This window comes from Pseudomonas sp. 25 R 14 (genome assembly GCF_900004755.1).
GTDB classification, from domain to species: Bacteria; Pseudomonadota; Gammaproteobacteria; order Pseudomonadales; family Pseudomonadaceae; genus Aquipseudomonas; species Aquipseudomonas brenneri.
The window spans coordinates 1-12692 of sequence record NZ_CVTS01000036.1 but is presented as its reverse complement, the minus strand read 5'-3'; the positions used below and the strand labels follow the sequence as shown (position 1 = coordinate 12692).

Sequence of the window (12692 nt, the reverse complement as noted above, 5' to 3'; positions counted from 1 at the left end):
TGTGATAATCATAACGATTCTCATTTAAGAGTCAACATTTGTTTTTGCGGCCCCGGGATGTTTCCTCAAACGTCTGTTTGGAATTCCCGAAAACGCTGGGCATCAGGCCCTCTCAGCTCTTGTTGCGGACCGACAGTGCGTCCAATTGGCGATTCAGGGCTTCCTTGCGCTCGGTTGGAATATCGTTCCAATGCACATCCATCAATGCGCCTTCGATGGCATACAGCAGGACTTTGGAAGCCCGGAAGCCGCGGGTGCGTACTGCCCGGTAGGCGTCTACCGCGCCCAGGCGGCGCAGGTCCGAAGCGCTATGGATGCCCACCGCATGCAGCCATTGTGCCGAGGTCTTGCCAAGGTTTTTCAGGTGTTGCAGCTCATCATTCATCAAGCCTCCTTGCGACGGCCGAATGGTTCGGTGGGTATCGTGACCAGGCAAGCCTGAAAGGAGTGTAGCGCTCAGTAGGAAAAGCGTAGTTCTTTGCTCAGAAACGATGTAAACGCTTCTAAGGCTGGCGCTGGAATGTTGACGGTGAGCGGCGCAAGCCCCCAGCCCGCATTGCGCGGGGCCGGGGGTGAGGATGTGCTGTCAGCGGGTGCGGTAACGCAGGCGAGTGCCGAAATTGACCGACATGAGGATCTCGTCAGCGCTCAGTTCGGGCGGGAAGTAAGCGCCTGAAATCTGCGCATGGGCCAGGCTGGCGCCTTCCAGCGAACAGTCGCGCAGGTCCAGGCCACGCAAGTCGGCCGAGCGGAAGTAGGCGTCGGTGAAGTCCACGCCGGCAGCGTCCAGATCCCGCAGGTCGAGCCCACGGAAATCGCCACCGCGCATATCGATGGGGCCACCCTTGGGGCGTTCCTGGTTGAAGCCACGGATGTCATCTTTATGCAGTAGTGCGTAGAGCGGGGTATCAAGCAGCTTCGGCTGGCCCATGGCGGCATCTCCCGTTGGAATTATGACGCCATTATAGTGCCACTATTGCTGGCCGTGAGCTGTTAACGGCTTCACGGCCAAGAAATATTTATTACAGGCCCGGCAAGCGTTGGCGGACATGGGCAACCAGTGCGTCCAGTGTCCCGCTTTCATTGGTCTCGACCCGTTTGCTCAGCAGCAGTTCTTCGGCGCTCAGGGGATCACGGCTGGCTTGCTGCTCTTCAATGACTGCCAGGGTGGCGTCAGACGGATCGTTTTTATCTGCCTGACGTTTTGCCAGCCAACTGGCGATAACAGCCTGCGGTGCATTGCAATCAAGGATCAGGAAGGGCGCCCCGGTTGCTTCTGCGACCTGGGCGGCAGCGGCGCGTTGCTCACGCTTGAGGTAGGTCGCATCCAGGACCACCGGGAAGCCTGCGCGCAGCACGGTTTCGGCGAGGGTATGCAGGCGGGCGTAGGTCGCTGCGCTGGCATCTGCGGCATAAATCCCGGCTTGCGGGGTATTTTCGACCTGCTGCTCGCCGAACAGGCGTTTGCGCTCGACATCCGAGCGCAGGCGAATGGCGCCCAGCGCGTCGACCAGACGCATCGCCACGTGGCTTTTGCCGGTCGCCGACACGCCATGGGTAATCGCCAGGAAGCGCGAGGGGATGGTGCTGTAGCTTTCGGCCAGGTTGGCGTAGTTGCGGTATTGGCGCAGGGTGGTGGCCCGCTCGACCGGTGTTGCCTCGGACGGCATGCTGAACAGCGCGACCTTGGCCCGCACCAGGGCACGGTAGGCTTTATAGAAGTTCAGCAGCTCCAGGCTCTGGTAATCGCCGGTCAGCTCCAGGTACTGGCTGATAAAGCGTCGGGCCAGCGACTTGAGGCCACGGTCTTCCAGGTCCATGGCCAGGAAGCCAGTGTCGGCGCACACGTCGGTGAAGCGAAACGGTTCGTTGAACTCGATGCAGTCGAAGATCACCACGTGCCCGTCGATCATGGTCGCGTTGCCCAGGTGAATATCACCGTGGCACTCACGGGTAAAGCCATTGAGCTTGCGTTGCTCCAGCAGCGGCTTGAGGCGTTCAAAGCTGCTCTCGGCCCAGGCTTGCAGGGCTTGCAGTTGGGCCAGGTCGGCCTTGTCGCTGAGGAAGGGAAGAATCTGCTCGAAGTTCTGCCGCACCGGCGCCATCACCTCGTTCGGGGTGCCGGCGGGATGGGCTTCGGGAACCTTGGGCGCGCTCAGGTGAAAGTGGGCAATCTGGCTGGCCATCTCATCAATGTGGCCACTGGTCAGCTCGCCATTGGCCTGCAACGTGCTCAGCAGTTGGCTTTGCGGGAACTGGCGCATTTTCAGCACATATTCAATGGCTGGGCCTTCGCCGCCCAGTTGCGGTGCTTCAGCGCTGCCGGTGATCGGCAACACGTCAAGATACAAATCTTGTGTCAGGCGTTGGTTGAGGCGCAGCTCTTCATTGCAGAAGTGGCCGCGGGCGTCCAATTGGGTAAAGTCGAGGAAGCCGAAGTTCACCGGCTTCTTGATTTTATAGGCATAGGGGCCGGTGAGCAGGACCCAGGAAATATGGGTTTCGATGACTTGAAACGCGTCGACCGGATGAGGAAACAAGGCCGGGTTTTGCAGGGCGGCAATCAGGGGCTGGCTCACGGGCGATCCTTCGGAGTCTGGGAAAATAATGGTGCGCATTATGGCCGCTCAAGCCGGTCATGCAAACCGCCGTCCGGTTCATGTTGATCATCAATAAAGTGCGTATAATCCGCCGCCATGACTCGTACCCGATCTCCCCGTTCCCGTAAAAAACCTCCTCCCCGCAGCCTGCGCCCCTGGTTGGGCTGGGCGCTCAAGCTCGGCCTGGTGGGCCTGGTGGTGATCGCAGGCATCGCGGTCTACCTTGATGCGGTGGTCCAGGAGAAGTTCTCAGGCAAACGCTGGACCATCCCGGCGAAGGTCTACGCTCGCCCGCTGGAACTGTTTACCGGCCAGAAGCTGAGCAAGGCGGACTTCCTCACCGAACTCGATGCGCTGGGCTATCGGCGTGAAGCCGTGGCCAACGGCCCGGGCGCTGCGGCTGTCAGCGGGAACACGGTTGACTTGAATACCCGGGGTTTCCAGTTCTATGAAGGCCTGGAAAAGGCGCAGCCTGTGCGTGTGCGCTTCTCCGGTGATTACGTTGCCGAGCTGTCGGCACTCAATGGCGGCAAACTGCCGGTGGTGCGCCTTGAGCCGTTGCTGATCGGCGGGATTTACCCGAAGAACCTTGAAGATCGCATCCTGATCAAGATCGATCAGGTACCGCCCTACCTGTTGGAAACCCTGGTCGCGGTCGAAGATCGGGACTTCTATAGCCACTGGGGTGTATCGCCCAAGTCCATCGCCCGTGCCGTGTGGGTCAACACCTCCGGCGGGCGGATGACCCAGGGTGGCAGTACGCTGACGCAACAATTGGTCAAGAATTTCTACCTGACCAGTGAACGCAGCCTGACTCGCAAACTCACCGAAGCCATGATGGCAATGTTGCTGGAGCTGCATTACAGCAAGCAGGAAATTCTGGAGGCGTACCTCAATGAGGTGTTTGTCGGCCAGGATGGCCAGCGGGCGGTGCACGGTTTCGGCCTGGCCAGCCAGTTCTTCTTCGGTCAACCATTGTCCGAATTGAAGCTGCACCAGGTGGCGTTGCTGGTGGGTATGGTCAAGGGGCCGTCCTATTACAACCCACGTCGTAACCCGGAGCGGGCGCTGGAACGCCGCAATCTGGTGCTCGATGTGCTGGAGCAGCAGGGCGTTGCTAGCGCTGAACAGGTGGCTGCCGCGAAGAAGATGCCCCTGGGTGTCACCACCCGTGGCAAGTTGGCAGACAGCTCGTTCCCCGGCTTTATCGACCTGGTCAAACGCCAGTTGCGCGAAGATTATCGCGACGAAGACTTGACCGAAGAAGGCCTGCGGATCTTCACCAGTTTCGACCCGATCCTGCAGATGAAGGCCGAGGCTTCGGTCAGCGATACCTTCAAGCGCCTGGCCGGGCGTAAAGGCTCGGACGAAGTCGAAGCCGCCATGGTGGTGACCAATCCGGAAACCGGTGAAGTCCAGGCCATGATCGGTAGCCGTCAGGCCAGCTTCGCCGGTTTCAATCGGGCGCTGGATGCCGTGCGGCCGATTGGCTCGCTGATCAAACCGGCGGTGTACCTCACTGCGCTGGAAAAACCGAGCAAATACACACTGACCAGTTGGTTGTCCGACGAGGCGTTTTCGGTCAAGGGTGCCGATGGTCAGGTGTGGAAGCCGCAGAACTATGATCGCCGCTCCCACGGTACGGTTTTCCTGTACCAGGGCCTGGCGCATTCCTACAACTTGTCCACGGCGCGACTTGGCCTGGAACTGGGTGTGCCGAATGTGCTCAAGACGCTGGCGCGACTGGGCGTCAGCCGCGAGTTCCCGGCGTTCCCGTCGATGTTGCTGGGCGCGGGGGGCTTGAGCCCGATGGAAGTGGCAACCATGTACCAGACCCTCGCCAACGGTGGTTTCAACACGCCGATGCGCGGGATTCGTAGTGTTCTCACGGCGGAAGGCGAGCCGCTCAAGCGTTATCCGTTCCAGATTGAACAGCGCTTTGATCCAGCCTCCATCTACCTGACCCAGAACGCCATGCAGCGCGTCATGCGCGAAGGTACCGGGCGCTCGGTCTACAGCGTGTTGCCGTCCAACCTGACGCTGGCTGGCAAGACCGGTACCAGTAACGATTCCCGTGACAGCTGGTTCGCCGGTTTCAGCCAGGACCTGCTCGCGGTGGTCTGGCTGGGGCGTGATGACAACGGCAAGACACCTTTTACCGGCGCGACCGGCGCCCTGCAGGTCTGGACCAGCTTTATGCGCAAGGCCGACCCGCTGCCACTGAACATGCCACAACCTGACAATATCGTTCAGGCCTGGATCGATCCCCATACCGGCCAGGGCTCCGATGCCAACTGTCCGGGCGCGGTGCAGATGCCGTATATTCGCGGCAGCGAACCGCCAGCCGGCGCACCGTGTGGTGGCGTGCCCACAGACGCGGATTCGGTGATGGATTGGGTCAAGGGCTGGATGAATTAAGCAAAGAGGATTTCAAGTGAACAAGTGGTTGATTCCAGCTGTTACAACATTGGCTTTGCTCAGTGGTTGTTCCACCGTGCAGCGTGGCTCCATCCCGGTGGTGGATTCCGGCACGGCCGTGTCCAACAATGATCGGATTTCGGCCAATGGCGGTTTTCGCCAGACCGTGGTCACGCGTCCGAACCCAGCCACGACGCAGGCCGTGCCTCAGGAATCCGGGGTGGTGGTCATGGTTCCGGGCGGTGGTGCCACGACTTCTGCGCCGATCAGCTCCGCGCCATGGACGCCTGGGCCAATCACCCCGGGTCCGTCGAACTCCGCGCCGATTCAAACGGCGCCGATCAACCAGGGCAGCTACTCCATGCCTTCGACACCGAGTGGGATTCCTTCCGCAAGCAGCGGTGGGCTGTCTGCCGACGAGCAATTGGACGGTCCGGTCCTGGCCTTGCTCACGACCGCCCAGCAACAGCAGGCTGGTGGTGACTTGAACGGCGCATCGTCCAGCCTTGAGCGCGCCCAGCGTGTAGCGCCGCGTGAACCACAGGTTCTGTATCGCCTGGCACAAGTGCGCATGGCCCAGGGGGATGCGCCACAAGCTGAACAGTTCGCCCGTCGTGGCTTGACCATGGCCAATGGTCGCCCTGACCTGCAAGCCAGTCTGTGGGCCTTGATTGGTGATGCGCGCGCTGCGCAAGGTGACGCCGCTGGCGCAGCCCAGGCCCGGCAAAAAGCCAAGGTCAGCCTCTGATGGATTCGCGTTTTCCGGCGATTGCCGAACAGTTGCTGTTGATTGAGCGTGAACTGCGCGTGCAGGGCTGGTGGGACGAAGTGTCTCCCAGCGCCGAGGCGCTGAGCAGCGTCGAGCCTTTTTCTGTCGATACCCTGGATTTTCATCAGTGGTTGCAGTGGATTTTCCTGGCCCGGATGAAACAGATCCTGGAGCAGGACTTGCCGCTGCCCAATGCGTCGGGAATCCTGGAGATGGCCGAGATGGTCTACGCCGATCGTCCGCGCGAGAGCCTCGGCTTGCGCAATGCGCTGAAAAAGTTCGACCAACTGATCGTCGACGCTCGTTAATTGCCTGACTGCCGGGTTTTCCGGCAGTCTTGCGCACATTTCTACCGCTTGACGACATTCAGGCGAGTTTTATCCCTCCTCAAACCCCTTTCTTCTGCGTTCTCATGCGCTTAGTTGGAAAAAAGCGCAATTATTGCTTGACTTGAAGGGGCTGAAACAGAAGAATCCAAAGTCCGCTGTATCGGGACTGCCAGAAGCAGGCCCGCTCAGCAGATCATGAGGCGCACATCCGCGCCGACCTGTTACACCCGCAACGCGTTACCTCGCGCTGGGTGGGAAAAGCCCGCAACACTTGGGACGATCCCAATACTTGCTCAGTCAGTGCTGACGTAGTCGGCGACCACCGTCGCTCATGCTCTGTTGAGAAGTAAACCTATTAAGACCCGTCGGTTTTCAACGGACGGTATTCTGGCGTTTTAGAGGTGAACAACGTGGAGCTTTTATCTGGTGGTGAGATGCTCGTCCGCTTTTTGCGTGACGAAGGCGTCGACTATATCTACGGGTACCCAGGTGGTGCTCTGCTGCATGTCTACGACGCACTGTTCAAGGAACCTGGTGTTACCCACATCCTGGTTCGCCACGAACAGGCCGCGACCCATATGGCTGACGGTTATGCCCGTGCCACCGGTAAAGCCGGCGTGGTCCTGGTAACGTCCGGCCCAGGTGCAACCAATGCCATTACCGGCATCGCGACTGCTTATATGGACTCCATTCCGATGGTGATCATTTCCGGCCAGGTGCCTAGCACCATGGTTGGTACCGATGCATTCCAGGAAACCGACATGATCGGTATCTCCCGGCCGATCGTGAAGCACAGCTTCATGATCAAGCATCCGTCGGAGATCCCGGACGTCATGAAAAAGGCCTTCTACCTCGCACAGTCCGGTCGCCCGGGTCCGGTGGTGGTCGATATCCCGAAAGACATGACCAACCCGGCGGAAAAATTCGAATACGTCTTCCCGAAGAAAGCCAAGCTGCGCTCCTACAGCCCGGCTGTTCGTGGGCACTCGGGGCAGATCCGCAAGGCAGCAGAAATGCTCCTGGCGGCCAAGCGCCCAGTGCTTTACTCCGGCGGTGGGGTGATCCTGGGCGGCGGTTCCGCACCGCTGACCGAACTGGCCAAGATGCTGAACCTGCCAGTGACCAACACCCTGATGGGGCTCGGCGCCTTCCCGGGTTCGGATCGTCAGTTCGTCGGCATGCTCGGCATGCACGGCAGCTACACCGCCAACCTGACCATGCACCACGCCGATGTGATTCTGGCCGTGGGGGCGCGGTTCGATGACCGGGTGATCAACGGCGCGAGTAAGTTCTGCCCGAATGCCAAGATCATCCACATCGATATTGACCCGGCGTCCATCTCCAAGACCATCAAGGCCGACGTGCCGATCGTAGGTCCAGTGGAAAGCGTATTGACCGAAATGGTCGCCGCGCTCAAGGACATCGGTGAGGCACCGAACAAGGAGTCCGTTGCCAGTTGGTGGAAGCAGATCGACGAATGGCGTGGCGATCGCGGCTTGTTCCCTTACGACAAGGGCGACGGCAGCATTATCAAGCCACAGACCGTGATCGAAACCCTGTGCGAAGTGACCAAGGGCGACGCCTTTGTGACCTCCGACGTGGGCCAGCACCAGATGTTCGCCGCGCAGTACTACAAGTTCGACAAGCCTAACCGCTGGATCAACTCCGGTGGCCTGGGCACGATGGGCTTTGGTTTCCCTGCGGCCATGGGTGTGAAACTGAGCTTCCCCGACACCGACGTTGCATGCGTGACCGGTGAGGGCAGCATCCAGATGAACATCCAGGAGCTGTCGACCTGCCTGCAATATGGCTTGCCGGTGAAGATCGTCTGCCTGAACAACGGTGTACTGGGCATGGTTCGCCAGTGGCAGGACATGAGCTACAACAGCCGTCACTCCCATTCCTACATGGAATCGCTGCCTGATTTCGTCAAGTTGGTTGAAGCCTATGGCCACGTCGGCATGCGCATCACCGATTTGAAGGATCTGAAGCCGAAGATGGAAGAGGCGTTCGCCATGAAGGATCGCCTGGTGTTCATCGACATCCAGGTCGACACCAGCGAGCACGTCTACCCGATGCAGATCAAAGACGGCTCTATGCGCGACATGTGGCTGAACAAGACGGAGCGAACCTAATCATGCGGCACATTATCTCCCTGCTTCTGGAGAACGAACCCGGCGCTCTGTCTCGTGTTGTCGGCCTGTTTTCGCAACGCAACTACAACATCGAAAGCCTGACCGTGGCCCCGACCGAAGACCCGACCCTGTCGCGTCTGACGTTGACTACTGTAGGCCACGATGAGGTGATCGAGCAGATCACCAAGAACCTCAACAAGCTGATCGAAGTGGTCAAGCTGGTCGACTTGTCGGAAAGTGCCCACATCGAGCGCGAGCTGATGCTGGTCAAGGTCAAGGCCACGGGCGCCCAGCGTGCCGAGATCAAACGCACTACCGATATTTATCGCGGGCAGATCGTCGATGTGAGCGCCAGCGTTTATACCGTGCAACTGACCGGTACAAGCGACAAGCTGGACAGCTTCATCCAGTCGATCGGGACGGCCTCGATTCTGGAAACCGTACGCAGTGGTGTCACCGGGATTGCCCGTGGCGACAAAGTACTCAGCATCTAACCCAATTAGTGAATGGCCTAAGGGCCTGGATATATAGAGGAACCTCATGAAAGTTTATTACGAAAAAGATTGTGACCTGTCGATCATCCAGGGCAAAAAAGTTGCCATCATCGGCTACGGTTCCCAGGGCCACGCTCAAGCGTGCAACCTGAAAGACTCCGGCGTTGACGTGACCGTTGGCCTGCGCAAAGGCTCGGCGACCGTTGCCAAGGCAGAGGCTCATGGCCTGAAAGTGACTGACGTTGCTTCCGCTGTTGCTGCTGCCGACCTGGTCATGATCCTGACCCCGGACGAGTTCCAGTCCGCGCTGTACAAGAACGAAATCGAGCCGAACATCAAGAAGGGCGCCACCCTGGCCTTCTCCCACGGCTTCGCGATCCACTACAACCAGGTAGTACCGCGCGCTGACCTCGACGTGATCATGATCGCGCCCAAGGCTCCAGGCCACACCGTACGTTCCGAGTTCGTCAAAGGCGGCGGTATCCCTGACCTGATCGCGATCTATCAGGACGCCTCGGGCAACGCCAAGAATGTTGCACTGTCCTACGCCGCAGGCGTTGGTGGTGGTCGTACCGGCATCATCGAAACCACCTTCAAGGACGAGACCGAAACCGACCTGTTCGGCGAGCAAGCCGTTCTGTGCGGCGGTACCGTCGAGCTGGTAAAAGCTGGTTTCGAAACCCTGGTTGAAGCTGGCTACGCGCCGGAAATGGCCTACTTCGAGTGCCTGCACGAACTGAAGCTGATCGTTGACCTCATGTACGAAGGCGGTATCGCCAACATGAACTACTCGATCTCCAACAACGCAGAATACGGCGAGTACGTGACCGGTCCGGAAGTGATCAACGCCGAATCCCGTCAGGCCATGCGCAACGCCCTGAAACGTATTCAGGACGGCGAGTACGCCAAAATGTTCATCAGCGAAGGTGCAACCGGCTACCCTTCGATGACCGCCAAGCGTCGTAACAACGCCGCTCACGGTATCGAAATCATCGGCGAGCAACTGCGCTCCATGATGCCGTGGATCGGTGCCAACAAGATTGTCGACAAAGCCAAGAACTAAGTCGTACGTATCAAGTGAAAACGCGGCCTCGGCCGCGTTTTTTCGTTTGAGGGCTGGTTCTGGTATAAAGCTGCATCGTTTGCGGGCGAACACTCGCCGCAAGTGTCTGTCGAATTTTTTCACACCGTTGCAAGGTAAAGTCCATGAGCGAACGTCCCGAAGAGCCAAACCAGGCCTCTGACGCCGAAAGCCTGCTACCGATCGATGAGCATGTCGAAGAAGGGCATGACGCGGAAGGCCGCAAGGTCCGGCATCGTGGCATCTATCTTCTGCCCAACCTGTTCACCACGGCGAACCTGTTTGCCGGTTTCTACTCCATCATCAATTCCATGAGCGCCCAGAGCGCCTTGGCGGCAGGTGATGCGGCGAGTGCCAGCAAATACTTCGGTTTTGCCGCCATCGCGATCTTCGTGGCCATGGTGCTCGACGGCCTTGATGGGCGCGTGGCGCGGATGACCAATACCCAAAGCGCCTTCGGTGCCGAGTACGACTCTCTGTCGGACATGGTTGCCTTTGGTGTCGCACCTGCGTTGTTGGCGTTTGCCTGGGCGCTGGGAGATATGGGCAAGGTTGGCTGGATGGTTGCCTTCATCTATGTGGCGGGAGCTGCGCTGCGTCTGGCGCGCTTCAATACCCAGGTAGGTACTGCCGACAAACGCTACTTCATTGGCCTGGCCAGCCCTGCCGCGGCAGGTGTGGTGGCGGGTATTGTCTGGGCGTTCAGTGATTACGGTATCCAGGGTTCGAAGATGTCGTTCCTGGTGGCCTTGATGGTTGCGGCGGCCGGCATGCTGATGGTCAGTAACATCAAGTACAACAGCTTCAAGGAGTTCGACCTGAAGGGGCGAGTGCCTTTCGTGGCGATTCTGGTGGTGGTGCTGGTCTTCGCGGTCGTCTTCAGCGATCCACCGCGGATTCTGCTGCTGGCGTTCCTGGTGTATGCCGCATCGGGTCCGGTTCAGTACCTGCTGCATCTTCGCCGGGACAAAACATTGCCTTAATGTAATTTCCCCCATACTCCGCAGTCTATTGGTGCATCAGTTCTCCAATGCTGCGGAGTTGCCATGTTAATCAAGTTGCCCAAAGCGTCCGACTGCCACGAATCGGATGTCACCCCAGAATCCCTCTATTTCTCCCGTCGCAGTTTGCTCGGTGGCGCGCTTGCCGGTATCGCGGCCAGTAGCCTGCCGCGTTGGGCGAGTGCGGCTGACGCTGCGCGTTATGCCGATGTCGAGCCCGGCAAGGCTCCCGGCTGGTTTACCGAGAAGCTGCCTGGTACGCAATGGCAGGCGGTGACGGTCAAAGACGAAGCCATCACGCCATTCAAGGATGCGACCCACTACAACAACTTCTATGAGTTCGGTACCGACAAGAGCGACCCGGCGGCGAATGCCGGGTCACTCAAGACCGAGCCATGGAGCGTCGTAATTGATGGGGAGGTTGCAAAGCCGGGGCGTTATGCCTTGGAAGACTTCATGAAGCCGTATCAGTTGGAAGAGCGGATCTACCGTCTGCGCTGTGTCGAGGCATGGTCGATGGTCATTCCCTGGATGGGGTTCCCCATATCAGCCCTGCTGAAACAGGTTGAGCCGACCTCCAAGGCCAAGTACATCCGCTTTGAAACCCTCCAGGACCCCAAGAGCATGCCGGGCCAGCGTTCGAGCTTCGGCCTGATCGACTGGCCTTATGTAGAAGGGTTGCGCCTGGATGAGGCGATGAATCCTCTGGCGATCCTGGCGGTGGGCATGTATGGGCGTGAATTGCCCAACCAGAATGGTGCGCCGCTGCGTTTGGTGGTGCCATGGAAGTATGGCTTCAAGAGTGTGAAGTCCATCGTGCGGATCAGTCTGGTGAGTGAGCAGCCGAAAACTACCTGGCAAAGCATTGCGGCGGATGAGTATGGGTTTTATGCGAATGTGAATCCCACGGTCGATCATCCGCGCTGGACCCAGGCGCGGGAACGACGGCTGCCCAGTGGCTTGTTCAGCCCGAATGTGCGCGAGACGCAGATGTTCAACGGTTACTCGCAAGAGGTCGCCTCTCTTTATACGGGCCTTGATCTGCGGAAGAACTATTGATGCGTTACCCCATATGGCGCGTTGGCGTCTTTATAGCAGCGGCGGTGTGGCCGTTGTATTGGTTGTATGAGGCCTGGAGCCTGGCCTTGGGGCCAGATCCCGGCAAAGTGCTGGTTGATCGCCTGGGGCTGGGAACGCTAATCCTGTTGCTGGTCACCCTGGGGATGACGCCTCTGCAAAAACTGAGCGGTTGGGCAGGGTGGATCGCTGTGCGCCGGCAGTTGGGGTTGTGGTGCTTTGCTTATGTGGTGCTGCACCTTGCGGCTTACTGTGTATTTATCCTGGGGTTGGATTGGTCGCAATTGGGTGTGGAGTTACGCAAGCGGCCCTACATTATTGTGGGGGCGCTGGGTTTCCTGGGCCTGCTGGCGTTGGCGGTGACCTCTAATCGCTACAGCCAGCGTCGGTTGGGTAGCCGTTGGAAGAAGCTGCATCGCTTGGTGTATGTGATTCTGGGGCTTGGTTTATTGCACATGCTTTGGATCGTGCGGGCTGACCTGAAGGAATGGGCTATCTATGCTTCTATAGGCGCGCTGCTTTTGCTCCTGCGGATCCCGCCTGTGATGCGTCGAATCCCTCGTCTTATTGCTAAAAAAGCACCTTCTGCAACAAAAGTGTAATTAGCCCTTGACCGCAGAATCAGGAAGTCTATAATTCGCCCCACTTCCGGCGCAGTCGAAACGGAAAACTCCTTGGTAAACAATGAGTTACACAGTTTTCGGCAGCAGGTTGCTTCAGTTCATCGAAGCCAAAAGGAAGTTGAAAAAGAGGTGTTGACAGCAGCGTGTAACGCTGTAGAATTCGCC

12 protein-coding genes are annotated in these 12692 nt (G+C 58.8%); 9 read left to right on the top strand and 3 right to left on the bottom strand.

All coding sequences use genetic code 11. The annotated features are described in order from the left end of the window. Positions 1 to 112 precede the first annotated feature (112 nt). The 3 genes from BFQ03_RS09340 to BFQ03_RS09330 form a co-directional block, all read right to left on the bottom strand. Positions 113 to 385 carry a TfoX/Sxy family protein gene (locus BFQ03_RS09340; RefSeq protein WP_032862941.1) on the bottom strand — a complete coding sequence of 91 codons (273 nt, stop codon included), beginning with the start codon at positions 383 to 385 and terminating at the stop codon, positions 113 to 115. Positions 386 to 586: 201 nt separating this feature from the next. After that, positions 587 to 931: a pentapeptide repeat-containing protein gene (locus BFQ03_RS09335; protein WP_032862942.1), complete on the bottom strand. Its 345-nt coding sequence runs from the start codon at positions 929 to 931 to the stop codon at positions 587 to 589. 91 nt (positions 932 to 1022) lie between these two features. Further along, positions 1023 to 2579, bottom strand: coding sequence for a bifunctional aminoglycoside phosphotransferase/ATP-binding protein (locus BFQ03_RS09330; protein ID WP_065942919.1), 1557 nt, complete (start codon positions 2577 to 2579; stop codon positions 1023 to 1025). A gap of 117 nt (positions 2580 to 2696) precedes the next feature. Here BFQ03_RS09330 and mrcB point away from each other — a divergent pair, with 117 nt between their 5' ends. The 9 genes from mrcB to msrQ all read left to right on the top strand — a co-directional run bounded on the left by mrcB (position 2697) and on the right by msrQ (position 12506). Continuing rightward, positions 2697 to 5018: a penicillin-binding protein 1B gene (gene mrcB, locus BFQ03_RS09325; protein WP_032862944.1), complete on the top strand. Its 2322-nt coding sequence runs from the start codon at positions 2697 to 2699 to the stop codon at positions 5016 to 5018. 16 nt (positions 5019 to 5034) lie between these two features. Further along, entirely contained in the window at positions 5035 to 5766 is a 732-nt protein-coding gene (locus BFQ03_RS09320; protein ID WP_065942918.1) for a tetratricopeptide repeat protein, read from the top strand. Beyond that, entirely contained in the window at positions 5766 to 6095 is a 330-nt protein-coding gene (locus tag BFQ03_RS09315; RefSeq protein WP_032862947.1) for a YqcC family protein, read from the top strand. Before BFQ03_RS09320 ends, BFQ03_RS09315 begins: the two co-directional genes overlap by 1 nt. Positions 6096 to 6526: 431 nt before the next feature. Next, positions 6527 to 8251 (top strand): acetolactate synthase 3 large subunit, encoded by a 1725-nt coding sequence (locus BFQ03_RS09310; RefSeq protein WP_032862959.1) that lies wholly within the window; start codon positions 6527 to 6529, stop codon positions 8249 to 8251. A gap of 2 nt (positions 8252 to 8253) precedes the next feature. After that, entirely contained in the window at positions 8254 to 8745 is a 492-nt protein-coding gene (gene ilvN / locus BFQ03_RS09305; RefSeq protein WP_003176102.1) for an acetolactate synthase small subunit, read from the top strand. A gap of 46 nt (positions 8746 to 8791) precedes the next feature. Next, on the top strand, positions 8792 to 9808 hold the full coding sequence (ilvC, locus tag BFQ03_RS09300) for a ketol-acid reductoisomerase (RefSeq protein ID WP_007948647.1): 1017 nt from the start codon (positions 8792 to 8794) through the stop codon (positions 9806 to 9808). Between the two features lie 143 nt (positions 9809 to 9951). Then, on the top strand, positions 9952 to 10809 hold the full coding sequence (gene pssA / locus BFQ03_RS09295) for a CDP-diacylglycerol--serine O-phosphatidyltransferase (protein ID WP_029298897.1): 858 nt from the start codon (positions 9952 to 9954) through the stop codon (positions 10807 to 10809). A gap of 63 nt (positions 10810 to 10872) precedes the next feature. Further along, positions 10873 to 11886 (top strand): protein-methionine-sulfoxide reductase catalytic subunit MsrP, encoded by a 1014-nt coding sequence (gene msrP, locus BFQ03_RS09290; protein ID WP_032862949.1) that lies wholly within the window; start codon positions 10873 to 10875, stop codon positions 11884 to 11886. Next, positions 11886 to 12506, top strand: a complete 621-nt coding sequence (gene msrQ / locus BFQ03_RS09285; RefSeq protein ID WP_032862951.1) for a protein-methionine-sulfoxide reductase heme-binding subunit MsrQ — start codon at positions 11886 to 11888, stop codon at positions 12504 to 12506. The genes msrP and msrQ overlap by 1 nt, the downstream gene beginning before the upstream one ends. Positions 12507 to 12692: the final 186 nt, after the last annotated feature.